This is a genomic window from Streptomyces erythrochromogenes, assembly GCF_036170895.1.
GTDB lineage: Bacteria > Actinomycetota > Actinomycetes > Streptomycetales > Streptomycetaceae > Streptomyces > Streptomyces erythrochromogenes.
This window is the reverse complement of sequence record NZ_CP108036.1, coordinates 2,338,451-2,358,223: the sequence shown is the minus strand read 5'-3', so window position 1 is coordinate 2,358,223 and position 19,773 is coordinate 2,338,451. Positions and strand designations below refer to the sequence as shown.

Sequence of the window (19,773 nt, the reverse complement as noted above, 5' to 3'; positions counted from 1 at the left end):
TCCGCGGCCCGCGTCAGGGATCCGTCAGGGATCGGTCCCGGCGCCGGGATCGGTGCGTGCCCGGCCCGGACGTCCCCGAGAATGAGCGCATGGGACGCGGCAAGCTCAGGATCTATCTCGGCGCGGCACCCGGCGTGGGCAAGACCTACGCGATGCTCTCCGAAGGGCACCGCAGGACGGAGCGGGGCGCGGACTGCGTCGTCGGCTTCGTCGAGCACCACGGGCGGCCGCGTACGGAGGTCATGCTCCACGGCCTCGAACAGGTGGAACGCCGGACCCTGACCTACCGCGGCGCCACCTTCACCGAGATGGACGTGGACGCGCTCCTCGCGCGCCGGCCGGCCGTAGCGCTCGTGGACGAGCTCGCGCACACCAACGTCCCCGGCTCGCGCCACGCCAAGCGCTGGCAGGACGTGGAGGAGCTGCTGCGGGCCGGCATCGACGTCGTGTCGACCGTCAACATCCAGCACCTGGAGTCGCTCGGGGACGTGGTCGAGGCGATCACCGGGGTACGGCAGCGGGAGACCGTGCCCGACGAGGTCGTCCGCCGGGCCGACCAGATCGAGCTGGTCGACATGTCCCCGCAGGCGCTGCGCCGGCGGATGGCGCACGGGAACATATACAAGCCCGAGAAGGTCGACGCGGCCCTCTCCAACTACTTCCGGCCGGGCAACCTGACCGCCCTGCGCGAGCTCGCACTGCTGTGGGTCGCCGACCGGGCCGACGAGTACCTCCAGCAGTACCGGGGCGAGCACGGCATCCGCTCGACCTGGCAGGCGCGGGAGCGCATCGTCGTCGGGCTCACCGGCGGGCCCGAGGGGCGCACCCTCGTCCGGCGTGCCTCGCGGATGGCGGCCAAGGGCTCGGGCAGCGAGATCCTCGCCGTCTACATCGCCCGCAGCGACGGCCTGACCGCCGCCTCGCCGAAGGAGCTCGCGGTCCAGCGGACGCTGGTCGAAGACCTCGGAGGAACGTTTCACCACGTCATCGGCGACAACATCCCCGACGCCCTGCTCGCCTTCGCGCGCGGGGTCAACGCCACCCAGATCGTGCTCGGCTCCAGCCGCCGCCGCTCCTGGCAGTACGTCCTCGGCCCCGGCGTCGGCGCGAGTGTGGCCCGCGACTCGGGACCCGACCTCGACGTCCACATCGTCACGCACGAGGAGGCCGCCAAGGGGCGCGGCCTGCCCGTCGCCCGCTCGGCGGCCCAGCTCGGCCGCAACCGGATCGTGGCCGGCTGGGTGGTGGGAACGGTCTTCCCCGTGCTGCTGTGCCTGCTGCTCACGCACGTCGACGCCGACCTCGGGCTCGCCAACGACATGCTGCTGTTCCTGGCGCTGACGGTGGCCGCCGCACTGCTGGGCGGGCTCTGGCCGGCCCTCGCCTCCGCCGCCCTCGGCTCGCTGCTGATGAACTACTTCTTCGCGCCGCCGCTGCACCGGTTCACCGTGTCCGATCCCAGGAACATCGTCGCCATCACCGTCTTCTTCGGCGTGGCCGTCTCGGTGGCCTCGGTGGTGGACCTTGCCGCCCGCCGCACCCACCAGGCCGCCCGGCTGCGCGCCGAGTCCGAGATCCTCTCCTTCCTCGCCGGAAGCGTGTTGCGGGGCGAGACCACGCTGGACGCGCTGCTGGAGCGCGTGCGCGAGACCTTCGCCATGGAGTCGGTGGCCCTGCTGGAGCGGGCCGACGACCTGGAGCCCTGGAAACCGGCCGGCAGCGCCGGCCCCGGCCCGGTCGCCCGCCCCGAGGACGCCGATGTGGACATGCCCATCGGCGACCACATGGCGCTCGCCCTGTCCGGGCGGGTCCTGCCCGCCGAGGACCGCCGGGTGCTCGGCGCCTTCGCCGCCCAGGCCGCCGTGGTCCTGGACCGCCAGCGGCTGGTCGGAGAGGCCGAGGAGGCCCGCCGGCAGGCCGAGGGCAACCGGATCCGGACCGCCCTGCTGGCCGCCGTCAGCCATGACCTGCGTACGCCGCTGGCCTCTATCAAGGCCTCCGTGACCTCGCTGCGCTCCGACGACGTGGAATGGTCCGAGGAGGACCGCGCCGTGCTCCTGGAGGGCATCGAGGACGGCGCCGACCGCCTCGACCACCTCGTGGGCAACCTGCTGGACATGTCGCGGCTGCAGACCGGGACCGTCACCCCGCTGATCCGGGAGATCGACCTCGACGAGGTGGTCCCGATGGCGCTGGGCGGCGTACCGGAGGACAGCGTGCTGCTGGACGTGCCCGAGTCGCTGCCGATGGTGGCGGTCGACCCCGGGCTGCTGGAGCGGGCCGTGGCCAACGTCGTCGAGAACGCCGTCAAGTACAGCCCGGCCGGCACACCGGTGCTGGTGGCGGCCAGCAGCCTCGACGACCGGGTCGAGGTGCGGGTCGTCGACCGCGGGCCCGGGGTCCCCGACGAGGCCAAGGACCGGATCTTCGCCCCCTTCCAGCGGTACGGGGACGCCCCGCGCGGCGCCGGAGTGGGCCTCGGACTGGCGGTCGCCCGCGGCTTCACCGAGTCCATGAACGGCACCCTCGCCGCCGAGGACACCCCCGGCGGCGGGCTGACCATGGTGCTGACCCTGCGCGCGGTGCCCCGCGGCCCGGCACCGGCCCAGGGCACGGTGGACGCCGGATACGGCGCCGGATACGACGGGGGACACGGCGGGGGACACGGCGGGGGACAGGCCGGCGGGGACGGTCCCGGACACGGCGGGGGCGACGACCCCGGAGCCACGGGAGCCCCCGGCGCGGACCGCGCCGGTACGGACCACCCACTCGACACCGGTCACGACCGTGACCGGACGACGCGACAGAAGGCAGGACCTCAATGACCCGGGTGCTCGTGGTGGACGACGAGCCGCAGATCGTCCGAGCCCTCGTGATCAATCTGAAGGCACGCAAGTACGAGGTGGACGCCGCCGCAGACGGCGCGAGCGCACTGGAGCTCGCCGCGGCCCGCCATCCCGACGTGGTCGTCCTCGACCTCGGCCTGCCGGACATGGACGGGGTGGAGGTGATCAAGGGGCTGCGCGGCTGGACCCGCGTGCCGATCCTGGTCCTCTCCGCCCGGCACAGCTCCGACGAGAAGGTCGAGGCCCTGGACGCGGGCGCCGACGACTACGTCACCAAGCCCTTCGGCATGGACGAGCTGCTGGCCAGGCTGCGCGCCGCCGTCCGCCGGGCCGAACCGTCCGCCGGGTCCGGCGAGGACGAGGTGGTCGTGGCGACCGAGGGCTTCACGGTGGACCTGGCCGCCAAGAAGGCGGTGCGCGAGGGGCGCGACGTACGGCTGACCCCCACCGAGTGGCACCTGCTGGAGGTGCTCGTCCGCAACGGCGGCAAGCTGGTCAGCCAGAAGCAGCTGCTCCAGGAGGTCTGGGGGCCCTCGTACGGCACCGAGACCAACTACCTGCGGGTCTACATGGCCCAGTTGCGGCGCAAGCTGGAGGCGGACCCCTCGCATCCGCGGCACTTCATCACCGAACCGGGCATGGGATACCGCTTCGAGAGGTAGTGGGCGCGCCGGTAGGCTTTCCTGTATGAGTGCTGAACCGCGTCCCGAGAAGCCCGCGAAGCCGGCCAGGCCGGCGGGCCGGTTCCGCCGGATGATCGAGCGGCTGTCGACCTCGCAGGAGGAGCTGCACTCCGCGGAGCTGCAGGAGGACGCAGAAGCCGCGGGGTGTACGCGGATCTGCGACTGCGACGACCGTCAGATAGTCAAGGTGACCGGCACCCTCCGCACGGTCACCCTGCGGCCCCGGGCCGGCGTCCCCGCCCTGGAGGCCGAGCTGTTCGACGGCTCCGGCGCACTGGACGTGGTCTGGCTCGGGCGTCGCTCGATCGTGGGAATCGAGCCCGGGAGACGCATGATCGCCTCCGGGCGCATCTCCCTGAGTCACGGCCGTCGGGTGCTGTTCAACCCGAAGTACGAACTCCGACCGCTCGGACAGGAGCAGTAACCGGCGATGTCACTCGACAAACCGACCAACCCGGAGCCCGGCGCCGAGCCGTCCGAGGACCAGAAGGCCGTGACGCAGGCGGCGCTGTTCGACGCGTTCGGAGGTGTCCGGGGCACCATCGAGACGATGCTCCCCGGGCTGCTCTTCGTGATGATCTACACGATCAACAAGGACGTGAAGATGTCCGCCATCGCGGCGGGCGCGGTCGCCGTGGTGCTGGTGATCGTGCGGCTGCTGCGCAAGGACACGGTCAAGCACGCCTTCAGCGGGGTCTTCGGCGTGGGCGTGGGCGTGGCCTTCGCCCTCTTCACGGGCAGCGCGAAGGGGTTCTACCTGCCGGGCATGATCTACGGCGTCGGCCTGGGCGTGGCCTTCACGGTCTCGGCTCTGGTGGGCTTCCCGCTGCTGGGCGTGATCCTCGGCCCGGTGTTCAAGGAGAACCTGTCCTGGCGCACGCGCAACCCGGGGCGCAAGAAGGCGTACACGAAGGCCAGCCTGGCCTGGGGGCTGATCTTCCTCGCCAAGTACGCGATCCTCTTCCCGCTGTACTGGTGGGGCGACGCGACGCAGCTGGGCTGGGTGCTGATCGCGCTGAAGCTCCCGCCGATGGTGCTCGCGGTGTACTTCACCTGGGTCTTCCTGGCGAAGGCGCCGCCGCCGATCGACGTGATCGCGGAGTGGGAGGCCAAGGAGGCCGCCGAGGAGGCCCGCAAGGCGACGTCCCACCGGAAGGCCTGACCGGCCGGCACACGACGAACGACGCAGGGGCGGGACCGGCCATCAAGGCCGGTCCCGCCCCTGCGTCGTCCCGCTGCCGGCACGCGTTGCCCCGCCCGCCGCGGTGCGGGCCCGGCCGGGGCGGCGGGGCGGCGTCCGAAGCGGCCCAGGGGCCCGTGCCCGTCCCCTCCGGCAGTTCGGGGCGTGTCCCGGTGCCCCGGCTCGGCGCCTGCGGGCCACCGCCGGGGCGGGGACACGGGGGAGTGTCCCCGCAGGGCGAGCGCGCAACCACCGCCCCGCAGACGAAGCGGTGCCCGCAGGCGCGAGCCGAGGAGACGCTCCCCCGGGGCGCCGCCCCACCGCACACCACGGCCCCGAGCTCCCGCCCGGGGCCGCCCCCATCGCACACCACGGCCCCCGAGCCCGAGCCCGGGCCCCGGCTCCGCGGGGAACTCCGCCGCCCGGGCGGGGAAGCGCGAAGGGGGCGCACCCGGCCGGGTGCGCCCCCTTCGTCCGTCGAGCGTGCCCGCAAGGGCCGACGCGCTAGCGGCGGGCCTGGAGCAGGTCCTCCAGCTGCTCCTCGCGGGCCTGGGCGGCCACGAAGAGCAGTTCGTCGCCCGGCTCCAGGGTCTCCTCGCCGTGCGGCGTCAGCACCCGGTTGCCCCGGATGATCGTGACGAGCGAAGTGTCCTCCGGCCAGCTGATCTCGCTGATCTGCGTACCCGCGACCGAGGAGTCGGCCGGCAGGGTCAGCTCGACCAGGTTGGCGTCGCCGTGGCTGAAGCGCAGCAGCCGTACCAGGTCGCCGACGCTCACGGCCTCCTCGACCAGGGCCGACATCAGGCGCGGCGTGGAGACCGCGACGTCCACGCCCCAGGACTCGTTGAAGAGCCACTCGTTCTTCGGGTTGTTGACGCGGGCCACCACGCGCGGCACCCCGTATTCGGTCTTCGCGAGCAGCGAGACGACGAGGTTGACCTTGTCGTCGCCGGTCGCCGCGATGACCACGTTGCAGCGCTGCAGCGCCGCCTCGTCCAGCGAGGTGATCTCGCAGGCGTCCGCCAGCAGCCACTCGGCCTGCGGCACCCGCTCCACGGAGATGGCGGTCGGCGCCTTGTCGACCAGGAGCACCTCGTGGCCGTTCTCCAGCAGTTCGCCCGCGATGGAGCGGCCCACCGCGCCTGCCCCGGCGATAGCGACCCTCATGCGTGTGCCTCCTCAGGCCCCTCGGCGAAAGCCGCCTCGACCTTGTCGATCTCGTCCGTGCGCATCATCACGTGGACGAGGTCGCCCTCCTGCAGCACCGTCTGCGACGTGGGCAGCATGGCCTCGCCCAGCCGGGTGAGGAACGCGACACGGACGCCGGTCTCGTCCTGGATCTTGCTGACCTTGTGGCCGATCCAGGAGGAGGAGGTGTGCACCTCGGCGAGCTGCACGCCGCCGCTCGGGTCCCGCCACAGCGGCTCGGCGCCCGACGGCAGCAGCCGGCGCAGCATCTGGTCGGCGGTCCACCGTACGGTGGCGACGGTGGGGATGCCCAGGCGCTGGTAGACCTCGGCGCGCTTGGGGTCGTAGATGCGCGCGGCGACGTTCTCGACGCCGAACATCTCGCGGGCCACCCGGGCGGCGATGATGTTGGAATTGTCACCACTGCTGACGGCCGCGAACGCGCCCGCGTCCTCGATTCCCGCCTCCCGCAGGGTGTCCTGGTCGAAGCCGACCCCGGTGACGCGGCGGCCGCCGAAACCGGCGCCGAGCCGGCGGAATGCGGTGGGGTCCTGGTCGACGACTGCGACCGTATGACCCTGCTGTTCCAGGGTTTGCGCAAGCGCGGAGCCCACTCTTCCGCAACCCATGATGACGATGTGCACGGCCGTCCTTCCGGCTGTCAGCGACTCGCTGGTTCCCAGCCTCATTGCATGCTCTGGTTTAACAGGGTCTCAGACCATGGCCCAAGCTACACACGGGTGGTCACGGGTGTGGCCTCTTGGGGCTTCTCGGGACGCCCCCGGCGCATCAGGGCGCATCCGGGGCGCACTCGTGGTGTGGTCGTGGTGCGGTCGGGGAGGAAATGCAACGGGATTGCGGTATGAGGGGGTGGGGGGTTCGTCAGTCTGATTTCGAACGCTTACGATCCTCTGCGTGTCCAAACTGACCGACGTGCCCAAACGGATCCTGATCGGCCGGGCGCTACGCAGCGACCGCCTCGGGGAAACCCTCCTTCCCAAGCGGATCGCCCTTCCTGTCTTCGCGTCCGACCCTCTCTCGTCCGTGGCCTACGCCCCGGGCGAGGTCCTGCTGGTCCTGTCGATCGCGGGCGTCTCCGCGTACCAGTACAGCCCCTGGATCGCCCTCGCGGTCGTGGTGCTGATGTTCACGGTGGTCGCCTCCTACCGGCAGAACGTCCACGCCTACCCCAGCGGCGGCGGCGACTACGAGGTGGCCAACACCAACCTCGGACCCCGGGCCGGCCTGACCGTGGCGAGCGCTCTGCTCGTCGACTACGTCCTTACCGTCGCCGTGTCGATTTCCTCCGGAGTGGAGAATCTCGGCTCCGCCGTGCATTTCGTCATCGAGCACAAGGTGCTCTCGGCGATCGTCATGATCCTTCTGCTCACGCTGATGAATCTGCGCGGCGTGAAGGAGTCCGGCAAGCTCTTCGCGATCCCGACCTATGTCTTCGTCGCCGCGGTCTTCGTCATGATCGGCTGGGGCGCCTGGAAGGGCATCGTCCTCGGCGAGACCATGTCGGCACCGACGGCCGACTACGAGATCGAACCCGAGCAGAAGGGCCTGGCCGGCTTCGCCATGGTCTTCCTGCTGCTGCGCGCCTTCTCCTCGGGCTGTGCCGCACTGACCGGCGTCGAGGCCATCAGCAACGGCGTCCCCGCCTTCCGCAAGCCCAAGAGCAAGAACGCCGCGAGCACCCTCGCCCTCATGGGCGGCCTGGCGGTCACCATGTTCTGCGGCATCATCGGCCTGGCCATGGCCACCGACGTGCGGATGGCCGAGAACCCCGCCGAGGACCTGCTGCACAACGGTGTCCCGGTCGGCCCCGAGTACGTCCAGGACCCGGTGATCTCCCAGGTCGGCGAAGCCGTCTTCGGCGGCGGCAGCATCCTCTTCCTCCTGCTGGCGACCGCCACCGCGCTGGTGCTGTTCCTGGCCGCGAACACCGCGTACAACGGCTTCCCGCTGCTCGGCTCGATCCTCGCGCAGGACCGCTACCTGCCGCGCCAGCTGCACACGCGCGGCGACCGGCTCGCCTTCTCCAACGGCATCGTGCTCCTCGCCGGCGCCGCCATACTGCTCGTCTGGATCTACGACGCGGACTCGACGAAGCTGATCCAGCTCTACATCGTCGGCGTCTTCGTGTCCTTCACGCTGAGCCAGATCGGCATGGTCCGGCACTGGAACCGGCACCTGAAGACCGAGCGCGACACCGCCGCCCGCCGGCGCATGCACCGCTCCCGGGCGATCAACACCTTCGGCGCCTTCTTCACCGGCATGGTCCTGGTCATCGTCCTGGCCACCAAGTTCACCCACGGCGCCTGGGTCGCCCTGCTCGGCATGGTGATCTTCTACGGCACGATGACCGCGATCCGGAAGCACTACGACCGGGTCTCCGCCGAGATCGCCGCCGCCGAGGGCCCCAGCGACGACAGCGTGCGCCCCTCCCGCGTCCACTCGATCGTCCTGGTCTCCAAGGTGCACAAGCCCACGCTGCGCGCCCTGGCCTTCGCCAAGCTCACCCGTTCCGACACCCTGGAAGCGGTCAGCATCAGCGTCGACCCGGCCGAGACCAAGGCCCTGCGCGAGGAGTGGGACCGGCGCGGGATCAACGTCCCGCTCAAGATCCTCGACTCGCCCTACCGCGAGATCACCCGCCCGGTGGTCGAGTACGTCAAGGGCCTGCGCAGCGAGAACCCGCGCGACGCGGTCAGCGTGTACATCCCCGAGTACGTCGTCGGCCGCTGGTGGGAGCACCTGCTGCACAACCAGAGCGCGCTGCGCCTCAAGGGCCGGCTGCTCTTCACCCCCGGTGTGATGGTCACCTCGGTGCCCTACCAGCTCGAATCCTCGGAGCTTGCCAAGCGGCGGGCGAAGAAGCGCCAGGACTGGAACGCCCCGGGCTCGGTCCGCCGCGGTCCGGTGGACACGCCGCGGCCGCCGAAGGCGCCGACCGGCAAGGGCTGAACAGGTTGGTGAACGGCCGGACGAGATCCACGTAAACTGGTGGGTCGGTCGTCCGGCCGTTCACTTTTTTGGTCTTTCTTAGCCTTGGAGCCTCCCCGCCATGACGGAGCAGAACGAGAAGCAGTCACTGGTCGGGGAGGAGTACGAGGTCGAGGTCGGTCCCGTCGCGCACGGCGGTCACTGCATCGCCCGGACCGCCGAGGGCCGCGTCCTGTTCGTCCGCCACACCCTGCCCGGCGAGAAGGTCGTCGCGAAGGTCACCGAGGGCGACGCCGACTCCCGCTTCCTGCGCGCCGACGCGATCACCGTGCTCGACGCCTCCAAGGACCGCGTCGAGGCCCCCTGCCCGTACGCCGGCCCCGGCAAGTGCGGCGGCTGCGACTGGCAGCACGCCAAGCCGGGCGCGCAGCGCCGGCTCAAGGGCGAGGTCGTCGCCGAGCAGCTGAAGCGGCTCGCCGGGCTCACCGCGGAGGAGGCCGGCTGGGACGGCACCGTGATGCCGGCCGAGGGCGACAAGCTGCCGGCCGGACAGGTGCCGCAGTGGCGCACGCGCGTGCAGTACGCGGTCGACGAGGACGGCACCGTCGGCCTGCGCAAGCACCGCTCGCACGAGATCGAGCCGATCGACCACTGCATGATCGCGGCGCCGGGCGTCAGCGAGCTCGGCATCGAGAAGCAGGACTGGCCCCAGATGGCCACGGTGGAGGCGATCGCGGCCTCCGGCTCCCAGGACCGCCAGGTCGTCCTCACCCCCCGCCCCGGCGGCCGCCTCCCGCTCGTCGAGCTCGACAAGCCGGTCTCCGTCCTGCGGGTGGAGGAGAAGGACGGCGGTGTCCACCGCGTCCACGGCCGCCCCTTCGTCCGGGAGCGCGCGGACGGCCGTACGTACCGCGTGGGCATGGGCGGCTTCTGGCAGGTCCACCCGCAGGCCGCGGACACCCTGATCAAGGCCGTCATGCAGGGCCTGATGCCGCGCAAGGGCGAGATGGCCCTCGACCTGTACTGCGGCGTCGGCATCTTCGCGGGAGCCCTGGCAGAGCGCCTGGGCGAGACCGGCGCCGTCCTCGGCATCGAGTCGACGAAGCGCGCGGTGGAGGACGCCCGGCACAACCTGGCGGACTTCCCCCGGGTCCGCATCGAACAGGGCAAGGTCGAGACGGTCCTCCCGAAGACCGGCATCACGGAGTGCGACCTGGTCGTCCTGGACCCCCCGCGCGCGGGCGCCGGCAAGCAGACGGTCCGCCACGTGGCCGGCCTCTCGGCCCGCCGCATCGCCTACGTGGCGTGCGACCCGGCGGCCTTGGCCCGCGACCTGGCCTACTTCGCGGAGGCCGGCTACAAGCCCCGCACCCTCCGCGTCTTCGACCTCTTCCCGATGACCCACCACGTGGAGTGCGTGGCGATCCTGGAACCGATCGCGAAGGCCGCCTGACCTGCGGATTCAGGAGGGAATGATGCAGCCTTGGCTGACAGCCCTCCGTGCGGCCTTCACGGTTTTGACGCTCACATGACGTTCGCCCTGAAGGCCCCGCCACCCCGGCCAGGCTGGGCAGCCGTGGAGTGGGGCTGATCGGTCCGGTGGCCACCCGGAGGCGGGAGGGCTGTACAGCGCGGTGCTCGTGGGCGCTTCGCATCACAAGGTCCTCGGCCGCCGCGGCTCGTGTATGGGCGAGGAAGCACGCGTGTGGGACAAACAATCCCTATCGACCCGGCCACCGTGCTCATCCGGCAGGCAGCCGCATGAGCGGTGCGAGAAACGGGCTCGGGCGGCCGTGCCAGAAGATGGCGAGACTGTCACGGGACCGAGTGGCTGCGACGAAGAGGAGAGATCGAGCCCGCTGAAGCTCGCGCCGGTAGCGGACCGCGTCCGAGGTGCGCAGTCGGCTGACCGCCTCCCGGGGTACGAGCCCGTCCCGGACCCCCGCGATGACCATCCGCTGGTACTCGAGGCCCTTGAAGCGGAACATCGTGCCGATGTGGACGCCCTCGTCTCCGCGGGGGCCCTCAGGGCCGATCTCGACTGCTTTGATCCCCTTATGGGCGAGGGCGTAAGCCAGCTCGCTCGCCATGTCGTTGGTCGGAACACAGATGGCGATCTGCGCGGGGGGTGTCGGCAGGGAGATCCACTCGGCGAGGAGAGCTGCGATCGACTCCTGCTCGGACTCCCAGTCATCGCAACCGTGCAGCTGCGGAAGGCTTCCCGTCAGCACAGACCTGTATCCGGCCAGGTCCTCGGTGCTGCCGTCCAGGTCGTCGAAGCTCTCGCCGCTGAGCACACCGAGTGCGGACCCGAGGATCTGCCGGGTCGTTCGGTAGCTCAAGGTCAGCTTGGCCGAGCGGCCGCGGATGTGAATCCCGAGGCTCCCGAGCGTGACCTGATTGCCGTAGATGCGCTGGTGCGTGTCGCCTACGAGAAAGATGTCGTTGGCGGTACGCGGCGTCATGGCTCGGAGAAGCTTCCAGTGCGCGGCCCGCAGGTCCTGCGCCTCGTCGACGACGATGTGCTGGAAGCGGTGGCGCAGCCAGCCCGCGGAGCCGGCCTGGAGGTGGATGTTGTCCAGCCCGCCCGCCTCCTCGCGCTGACGCTCGATGTTCTGGATCCGACGCTCGCGGTCCATCTCCAGCCGGGCCGCGCGCTCGGCGACCTGCTCCCAGGTTTGTCGTCCTAGGCGGTCGAGTCGCTGGGTGAACCGCTCCGCGAGCTGCCAGATCTCGGCCCGCTCGGCCCTCGCGATGTTCTTGCCCCGGCCTGCGCGGCGTGCGCGGAAGTACTCGGTCCGGGAGACGACGGCCTGGCCGAGGATGACCTGGGTCCACTCGTCGTGCAGGAACTGGGCGTCCCAGTCGGTTTCGCCGAGCTCGTCAAGCATGGCCCGCCACTCGCGCAGGGCCTGGCTCTCATCAAGGGTCTGCTTGACGCTTCCGGGTTCGGCCTCGCGTACGACCCGCAGCGCGAGCTGGTCGACGTGACTGATCTCCACGCGCGCCAAAAGATCCTCGCCGCCCAGCTGAAGCAGCCGGGACTTGAGGTCGGCGGCCAGGTTCTTGTTGTACGTGGTGAGGAGGACGGGCTTGTTGCGGCCGGGCGGCAGCCGGTCCACGAGGTGCTTGACCCGGTGCAGGGCCACGATGGTCTTACCCGTGCCGGGCCCGCCCCCGACACGGGCGGGGCCCGAGTACTCGCGTTCGACGAGCCGGGACTGGGTGGGGTGGAGGAAGACCTTCCAGCGGCCGAAGTCACCGCCTTCGAGCGCCTCGCGCAGGGCCTCGTCCGTCGTCGTGACCATGGTGGCAGGCCGCTCGGCAGCAGCCCTGAAGTCATCGGTGTCAACGGCGTCCGGGGCGGAGACGGGGTGGGTGATCTGCTCCAGCACCGCTTCGTACGACGCTCCGTCGTGGAGCGCGAGAAGCACCTCGGAGGTGAGCTGGGGGGCGTATTCGGCCAGGCCGAGGAGCTGATCCTCGGTGGTCAGGGTTCGGACGACCGGGACGAGCGGCCCTGCGACGCCGAGGTCCGTGAGCTGCTCGTCGGAGAACGCGGCAAACAGCGGGACGGGTGTCGCCTCGGGTGTGGGTGCAGCAACCGGGGCAGGCCTGGCCGGGCCGGTGCCGACACGCCCGGCGGTCGCCGCGCGGCGAAGGACGCTCTCCTCGATGATCTCGAGGTCGACGTACTCGATGCCACCGGTGATCCGGTTGATGCCGTACGAGAGCCGATCGAGCTTCTCGTACGCCTCCTTGCGGTGCTTGACAGAGACGATGAGCCAGTCCGTTTCCGCCAGGCGCAGCAGAAGGACCCTGTACTCGTCGTTGATACGCGCCGACCAGAGCCGGTCGTGTCCTTCCAGCTGCTTCAGCCGCAAGCCCCGGAGGTACGGATTCTCCTTGAACTTGTGCTGGAAGTCGTAGATCGCGCCCTTGACCGCACGCGGCAGCCTCAGGATCTCCTTGTCCGCCTTGTCGAGCAGACGCAGGGTCACGCCTGTGCTTGTCATCGGTGCTGGTCTCCGTCGTTCGTGTCCGTGTCTTTGCCCTCTGCCGCAGCGAGGAGGCTCGCGATGTCCCGGGGCGAGGAGGAAACGGCCGTACTGATCCACCATCCCGCCGAGGTGAAGGCCCTGTCCCGGTCCTCCGCGTCGTGGTCCGGTTCCCCGTCGGCGGGCCGGTGGGCCGTCACTACGGCGATCCGGGCGCTGGGCCAGGCGAGTTCGGCCATCCAGCCGTGCTCGTCCAGCTCGTAGCCGGCTTCCGGCGGCGCCACTCCGAGCGCGAATAGCCCTTGGGTGAGGAGAAGCAACCCGGGTTCCTCGGGGTCGAGGAACTCCAGTACCTGTTCCCAAAGGGCATTCCGACCGGACTCGGAGGGCTGAGGCGGCTGAGCGACCGGCACGGCCGGATGAGGCTCTTCTTCAGCGATTCCGCGGGGGCTGTCCGCGTCGGAAACTGCGCGCTCGGCCTGCTGGGATTCGAGCCAGCCCGCACCACCTGTGACGGTGAGGCCTTCGGTGCTGAAGCCGTCCAGCAGACTGGTCGTCAACTGCGCGCTGTCACCACCGCCGTGCTCCAGGAACTGCAGCACATTGCTCCAGTAGAGCCAGCCCTGCCAACGTCGCTTGTGCCCGCTCTCGTCCGACCACACCCGATCGCTGTCGTCGAGCAGCGTCAGTGCAGTCCACACGGGTGGCCGATGACGGCCGTCCGCCGCAGCTGCCACGACACAGCCTGCGGCATCGACAGCCGACAGCACCTGCACCGGTCCCTTGGGCCCTTGCGGAGTGCCGCCCCGAAGAGCTGAGAGAAGCTGCTCTCCGACCGCTTGCGGATCCAGCGCGGCGATCCGGGCTCCGGCGCCCAGCAATCCGGCGACTGAGGCATCGGCGCGTCGCTGCCACAAGGCAGCTTCCGGGACGCGCAGATGAGCGAGCAGAAGCTCCGCCGGATTCACCCACAGCGTGGCCGACAGCTCGCCGGGGAGACCACCGTGCACGCCGGCGTAGTAGTCGCGCGCACGCTTTTGCCCTTGCTCGCCGTAAGGCACCCAGACCGGGTTCTCCGGCCCCGAGGTGGCGTACCCCGTGTCGCGAACGCGAGTACGCCATTCCTTCACGTCGTAGTAGGTGAGCTGGAAGACCCGAACGCCGTCGGCGCGCAACCGCATGCGCTTGACGGCGTCGTCGGCCAGCCTGTCCTTGTGTTTCGGTCCGGCGTGGAACTCGTAGCCGTCGAGGTAGAGCGCGACCCGCGGACCGGGGGCATCCGTGCGTTCGAAGAGGACGTCAGGACGGGTTCCGTCCAGGACCCGCTGCTGGGAGACCCGCCAGCTGACGGTGGCCCCGTCGGTGCCGGTCAGCCGCAGGTCCAGCGAGTACGTTCCGGCTGTGGTCGTATAGGCGTCCGCGCTGGCCTTGGCCGAGGGCTGCTGGGCCCATTCGCCCAACGTCTCCAGGAACATGACCTCCAGATCACTCTCGGCCTGTTGCTCCAGCGGGATCTGGTGGGTGTCCGCCACCGGTGAGGTGGCCCAGTCATTGCCGTCGGCTCCCAGCAGCTCGTCGAACATCTGGCGGACCTCGTTGCGGCTGACCTTGTCGTAGTCGCCGGCCGGCACGCGGCGCAGCAGGCAGCGGTGACAGCCGTCGAGGCCCTTTTCGATACAGGGGCAGCTGTCGATCACCTCGCGAGCCTTGGTCAGAACCTCGCGGAAGCCGTCTGAGGTGGCGAGGCGGTGCAGGTAGCCGGTACCGCCGGGCAGCCGGTCGTAGACGACGAGGAATCGGCGGGGCCACTCAGGGTCGTGACCGTCCGGCATGGACGCGGCGGTGATGTCGATGTGGTCCGGGTCGCCGCCGTACCGTGCGGCTATGCCGACGAAGAGAGCGGCCGTGAAGGATGCCAGACGCTCCTTGACACGCGCCACCGATGCGGGAAGAAGGATCCGGACGGCCTCCGTGGTCAGTTCGTGGGCCAGCAACAGGGGCACGTCCTCCCCCTTCCCCTGACCTTCCGGGCTGCTCGTACGGACCTTGCGACGCGGGCACCACAGCTGGTGATGGGCGCTGGCCTTCGTCGCCGCCGCCACTGACTCGGTGAGGGCGTCCTGGTGGTGGTCGACGACCGGGCGACCCTCGGAGGTGGCGCCACCACAACTCGTGCAAACGTAGAACGGGTTGATGCGCACGTCCGCCCCGGCCAGGGGCACAGTGCTGCTCCCGTCCTGGCGGTCGAGCCCGAGGTTGAGCGTGCGTACGACCGCATGGCGGGTGAAGTCGACGCCGAAGACGGCGGTGTCGTGACGCCAGGAGCCCGATGCCAGGTGTACGGGGTCGACGTCCACGGTCGTCAGGACCGCGTACCTCTTGCTGTCGCGCTCGTCCTTGTCGTCACGGACCCGGGCGTCGTCCCGCTTGTCGCGCGACATGACCCGCTTCGGTTCCAGCACGCGCTGGACACAGCCCGCGTCCGCGATCTCGCGGCCGCCGCACCGGGGGCAGGGCGAGGCATCGGCCTGTGCGTTCTCCGTACGGGTGTAGCCACATGCGGGACACAGTCGCCACACCGACCAGGCGCGACGCTCCGGACTGCCGATGTCCAAGGCCCGGACCACGTGCTTGTAGCCGTTGACGTAGAAGCTGTTGCCGGGCGCCAGCTCCGAGAGGGCCGACCGGCGTGAGCGCTCGTAGTCACGGACCTCGCTGTGGTACGTCTTCTTGGCCCCCTCGGTCTCGGGCTGCTCGGTCCAGTAGAGCGTGGCCTCCAGTTGGGTGGTGGTGTCCGAGAGGGTGTAGTTGGGCAGCAGCCCCAGCTCGACGAGGGCCCCGTGAGCACTGGTCTGGTTGAGGTCACGCAGCAGATTGCCGGTCGCGTAGCGCTCGGCACGCAACTCGCGCCATTCCCGTTCCTGCTCGGGATCGCTGCGCACGAGCTGGTCCATGGCCGTGTCGATGGCGCGGATCCGGCGCCGGAGCTCCTCACCGCGGCCGGTCCACTCCTCTTCGGCCTCCTGGAGCGCCCGTACGATCCCGCCGCACGCGTACTTCCGCAGCTCTGCGGCGGCTTGCACGGAGACGCCGGTATCGGGCCGTCCCGGGAGCGACGGGAAGAGTTCCAGGAAGGCTTCGACGAGCCCGGCGCCATGGGCGAGGGCCGCGTCCGCGAGCTCCTGGCACCAGGCCGTGCTGCCGAACAGTGCCGACACCAGACGCGGCGCCGGCTGGAGCTGCTCGCCGTCGTTCGTGGTGAGTCGGCCACGGGCCGCCAGGTCCAGAAGGTGGGCCGTGTACTGGCGGCGCAGGATCTCCACGGCGGAGAGGTAGCAGCCGGGCGGCACGATGTCCCCGGCGATCATCTCCCGCGGCTCGTCGAGGTAGTACAGGTCACGCGCGCGACGGCCACCGAAGGCCACCACCAGGGCGTTGCCGGTTTTGCGGCCCGCACGGCCGGCCCGCTGCACATAGTTGGCCGGGCCCTTCGGCAGCGATCCCAGCAGCACGGCGGACAGGTCCCCGATGTCGATGCCGAGTTCCAGCGTGGGAGTGCAGGAGAGCACGTTCGGGTCGGTGTAGTGCGTGCCGTCGCGGAAGGTCCGCTCCACCCGCTCGCGCTGGGGCCGGGTGAGCATGCCGGTGTGTTCGGCCGTGACCACCCTGAAGGTGCCACCCGTCCGGTACAGGTGCCGGTAGTAGTCATCGCGGTAGTCACGCGGCCGCGGGCCACCGAAGCTGGTGGCACCGGAGGACGACAGAGTGGCGGGGGCCGGCTGCGGCGCGGTGATCTGGCCGCGGCACCGGTACCGGGGGCAGGGGTGGCCGTACCAGCGGGTGCGCCGGGACGGGTGCACCACCTGCTGCCAGCCGCATGCTTCACAGGAGACGAAGGCCTTGTTGACGATCTCGTCCTCCAGCAGCCGCACCTCGACATGGCCGGGCTGCAGGCCGTAGACCTTGGTCGCCCGGTCCTGTGACGTGCGCACCGCGAGGAGGCCCTCGTCGACGAGTACGGGCAGCAGCCTGCGCAAGTACTCAACTGCCCCGGGGGTATCGAGTCCGAGGCAGCGACGTGCCCAGTCCTGGTACCAGCCGGCCTTGGCCGTCGTCGAGTCGAAGTCGGACCTACCCTTCTCGCCGTCTAGCAGGAACCGTGGCGCGGCCACGCTGTCGGGGAATGCCGGCATTCCGTCGGGCCGGCCGCCCCAGATCTTGAACCGCGTCACCCCGGCATCCTTCATCCAGGGCTCCAGCCAGCGGTGCCGGAGCCCGCCGCGCAGCCGAATCCGCTCCAGCAGGCCGCGTACGAAAGCCAGATAGCGCTCGGAGGTCGGCAGGCCGGTGCCGAGCATCTGCCCGGGCAGGGTCATGTGGACGTCACGGGCGAGCATCGTGATCCGGTGCTGGTCCTCGATGACGACCTCGGCGGCCGCCGTCCGGGTCAGCTCCAGGGTGCGGCCCTGCCGGGAGCGGAGCCCGAACTCCATGACGGTGGCGAAGGCGAGCCGTTCGCCGATGAGCTTCCAGGTCCGCAGGTCGCCCGTGCCCCGCCCGGAGAGCAGACGGTCCACACCGGGCTCGTCGTAGAGGTCGGGCGGCACGACGGCGGCAAGGGCCTGCGGGTCCTCGACGGAGTCGAGGACGTTGCCGATCAGGTCGTTGAGGGCCACGGGCCGGCCGGACTCGTCCAGGTTGCGCGCGAGCAGCGAGCGCAGCGAGAACGTGAACGAGCGGTTCGCCACGTAACCCGCACGGTGGGCGGCATCCTGGGTGGAGTCGTTGAACAGGAGGGTCTTACGCTCCTCCGCTTCGAGCGCGACCTCCTGCCCGGTGAAGAGCTGGGTCACCGTCGCCGCGGCCAGGGCCGCCAGCCGCGTGCCGAGGAAGCGCATGGCGTTGTCGGTGTCGCAGGCCGGGCAGCGCTGATCGACAGCGGCTTTGTCGGCGACCTTCTTCTCGGTGATCGCCAGGACGAAGCAGGCGTCCTGCAGATGCCCGTCGTCCTGGGCCACCGGCAGTCGGTACGTGCCCTGCGCGCCGTCCAGGATCAGTGCCGGCAGCTGCCCCCCGGCCGTCGCAGGGCGGGACTGGCCGATCGCCGCGAGGGTGTCCTGCTGCTCCGCGGCCGTGGCGGCAATGAAGTACCGGACCCGCCGTTTGTCCCGGCCGACACTGGCGCGCCAAATCTTGTCGTGGGCCATGACGAGCTGCTGGGGATCGGCCTCCGGGGAGATGGCCGCCCAGCCGGAACGACCGCAGTTGCGGCAGTACACGGCGGGCAGCCGTACGCTCGCCTGCCGGACCGTGGTGTCCGCACCGATCGCGGACTGCGCCCGGTGCGAACGGGCCACCTGCCCGATCTGGGCGGTCTCGGGCTCCTCGCCGCCGTCGGCGGGCATCACGGGCAGGGCCGAACGGCGCGCGCGATCGTCCTCGTACCAGTGGAACTCAGGCTTTCCGGGACCGACTCCGCGCAGGATCCGACCAACGGGCCGGACCCACAGATGAGTCTCCACATGGAGCAGAGGGCGCGGGCGGCGCTCGTCCGACTCCGGATCGCGGGCGGCGGACAGCAGGGCCACGAACCGCGCGAGGGCTGCGAGGGCGAGGCGGGGATTCTCCCGGGCGGTCCGGCCCCAGGCGTAACCGAACCGGCCCAGCCGGTCGCGGAGTTCCCATTCGCTGAGGGGATCACCGTCGAGGAGGGACAATACCCCTTGGGTGAAGTCGTGCTGCTTGAGCAGTCGCCCGATTTCGAAGGCGGACAAACCCTGCTGGCCCAGCATCCGTGCTGCCAGGGCGTTGAGATCGAGCTTGTCCGGACGTGACACCACATCGGGGCCGCCCGAGCAGGCGATGACCTCCTCGGGTGAAGGCGGCTCCGGCAACGCGTAGTTCACCGGTCCGGTGAACTGCTCGGGTGTCATCCGTTCCTCGCCCACCACTGCGTCCGAGGGGAACGGCATCCCGAAGACCTGCGCGGCCACCTCCAGGATGCCGCCGGGCTCGGCTCCGGGCCCGGCTTCGCCGAGGGTCGCCGACGTCGCCACCGGGCAGATCGAACCGAGAGGACGCCCGGGCTCGCTCTGGCCCGTGGTCATCGCCAGGCGGCGCAGCAGCATGGCGACGTCCGTGCCCTGCGCCCCGTCGTAGGTGTGGAACTCGTCCAGCACCACGTACTGGATCCGGGAGTCCTGCCACAGCGCACGGTCCTCGCTCCGCTGGAGCAGGAGGTCAAGCATCTTGTAGTTCGTGATCAGCAGGTCGGGCGGCGACTGCCGCATGTCCTCGCGCCGGGTCATCACCCTGCGGAAGTCCGTGTCCGGGCGGTCGCCGATGTAGAGCCCGGCCGTCACCTGGGCCAGTTCCGGCTGCGCGAGGTAGTCGCCGATCCGGCCGGCCTGGTCGGAGGCGAGCGCATTCATCGGATAAAGCAGCACGGCCTTGACCCCGCCGCGGCCGAGGGCCTTCTCGCGGCGGCAATGGTCGAGAACGGGAACGAGGAAGGACTCTGTCTTCCCGGACCCCGTCCCTGTTGTGACCAGCGTGGGCAAGGCCGGCCCGTGGAGCGTGCTCAGTCGCTCGTACGCCTTCGCCTGATGCCGGTACGGGGTGAATCCCGGGTCCCACTCCAGATGCTTCTCCCACCCGGCCGCGGCCTTGTGGAAGGGAGTCCTGATCCGTAGGTAGGGGCCGCGGAACATCCCGCTCTCGGGGTGCTCCAGGAACCGCTCCAACGCCCGGCGGGTGTCCTCGTCGGTGAGTGCGTAGGTCGTCGTGAGGTACTGGGTGAGACTGCCCCGCAACTGCGCGGCGGCCAGCGTGGGCCTCACGACGTTCTCCTCTGCTTCGTACCAGGTCGTTGAGCTGGCTCAACGGTATACGGAGCTGACGACATCGTTCCTGGGTATGCGGGTCGACCA

General features: G+C 70.4%; 10 protein-coding genes. 6 read left to right on the top strand and 4 right to left on the bottom strand.

All coding sequences use genetic code 11. The features are described from left to right. Nucleotides 1-89: 89 nt before the first annotated feature. The 4 genes from OHA91_RS10465 to OHA91_RS10450 are packed head-to-tail and all read left to right on the top strand — an operon-like array spanning nt 90 to nt 4,691. Nucleotides 90-2,825, top strand: coding sequence for a sensor histidine kinase (locus OHA91_RS10465; protein WP_078959070.1), 2,736 nt, complete (start codon nt 90-92; stop codon nt 2,823-2,825). Then, a complete protein-coding gene (locus OHA91_RS10460; RefSeq protein ID WP_031146595.1) occupies nt 2,822-3,508 on the top strand; it encodes a response regulator in 687 nt (228 codons plus the stop codon). The genes OHA91_RS10465 and OHA91_RS10460 overlap by 4 nt, the downstream gene beginning before the upstream one ends. A gap of 25 nt (nt 3,509-3,533) precedes the next feature. Beyond that, nucleotides 3,534-3,953 (top strand): OB-fold nucleic acid binding domain-containing protein, encoded by a 420-nt coding sequence (locus OHA91_RS10455; protein ID WP_075971173.1) that lies wholly within the window; start codon nt 3,534-3,536, stop codon nt 3,951-3,953. Between the two features lie 6 nt (nt 3,954-3,959). Further along, nucleotides 3,960-4,691: a DUF3159 domain-containing protein gene (locus OHA91_RS10450; protein ID WP_031146597.1), complete on the top strand. Its 732-nt coding sequence runs from the start codon at nt 3,960-3,962 to the stop codon at nt 4,689-4,691. Nucleotides 4,692-5,213: 522 nt separating this feature from the next. Here the strand turns inward: OHA91_RS10450 and OHA91_RS10445 are convergent. Together OHA91_RS10445 and OHA91_RS10440 are read right to left on the bottom strand one after the other, a co-directional pair. Further along, complete coding sequence (locus tag OHA91_RS10445; RefSeq protein WP_030650639.1) at nt 5,214-5,876, bottom strand: potassium channel family protein; 663 nt, start codon at nt 5,874-5,876, stop codon at nt 5,214-5,216. Further along, nucleotides 5,873-6,541, bottom strand: coding sequence for a potassium channel family protein (locus tag OHA91_RS10440; RefSeq protein WP_031146599.1), 669 nt, complete (start codon nt 6,539-6,541; stop codon nt 5,873-5,875). Before OHA91_RS10440 ends, OHA91_RS10445 begins: the two co-directional genes overlap by 4 nt. Before the next feature lie 271 nt (nt 6,542-6,812). Here OHA91_RS10440 and OHA91_RS10435 point away from each other — a divergent pair, with 271 nt between their 5' ends. Continuing rightward, nucleotides 6,813-8,867, top strand: a complete 2,055-nt coding sequence (locus OHA91_RS10435; RefSeq protein ID WP_031146601.1) for an APC family permease — start codon at nt 6,813-6,815, stop codon at nt 8,865-8,867. A gap of 100 nt (nt 8,868-8,967) precedes the next feature. Beyond that, nucleotides 8,968-10,299: a class I SAM-dependent RNA methyltransferase gene (locus OHA91_RS10430; RefSeq protein ID WP_328739161.1), complete on the top strand. Its 1,332-nt coding sequence runs from the start codon at nt 8,968-8,970 to the stop codon at nt 10,297-10,299. A 289-nt stretch (nt 10,300-10,588) separates the two neighbouring features. On the opposite strand, the gene OHA91_RS10425 is transcribed toward OHA91_RS10430, so the two are convergent. Both OHA91_RS10425 and OHA91_RS10420 read right to left on the bottom strand, forming a co-directional pair. After that, a complete protein-coding gene (locus OHA91_RS10425) occupies nt 10,589-12,862 on the bottom strand; it encodes a UvrD-helicase domain-containing protein (RefSeq protein ID WP_328739160.1) in 2,274 nt (757 codons plus the stop codon). Next, on the bottom strand, nt 12,859-19,683 hold the full coding sequence (locus OHA91_RS10420) for a DEAD/DEAH box helicase (protein WP_328739159.1): 6,825 nt from the start codon (nt 19,681-19,683) through the stop codon (nt 12,859-12,861). Before OHA91_RS10420 ends, OHA91_RS10425 begins: the two co-directional genes overlap by 4 nt. Between the last annotated feature and the right edge of the window lie 90 nt (nt 19,684-19,773).

Bases quoted from the DNA above. Each gene is read 5' to 3' on its own strand.
- OHA91_RS10465 (WP_078959070.1), top strand. From the start codon at position 90: ATGGGACGCGGCAAGCTCAGGATCTATCTCGGCGCGGCACCCGGCGTG.
- OHA91_RS10460 (WP_031146595.1), top strand. From the start codon at position 2,822: ATGACCCGGGTGCTCGTGGTGGACGACGAGCCGCAGATCGTCCGAGCC.
- OHA91_RS10455 (WP_075971173.1), top strand. From the start codon at position 3,534: ATGAGTGCTGAACCGCGTCCCGAGAAGCCCGCGAAGCCGGCCAGGCCG.
- OHA91_RS10450 (WP_031146597.1), top strand. From the start codon at position 3,960: ATGTCACTCGACAAACCGACCAACCCGGAGCCCGGCGCCGAGCCGTCC.
- OHA91_RS10445 (WP_030650639.1), bottom strand. From the start codon at position 5,876: ATGAGGGTCGCTATCGCCGGGGCAGGCGCGGTGGGCCGCTCCATCGCG.
- OHA91_RS10430 (WP_328739161.1), top strand. From the start codon at position 8,968: ATGACGGAGCAGAACGAGAAGCAGTCACTGGTCGGGGAGGAGTACGAG.
- OHA91_RS10425 (WP_328739160.1), bottom strand. From the start codon at position 12,862: ATGACAAGCACAGGCGTGACCCTGCGTCTGCTCGACAAGGCGGACAAG.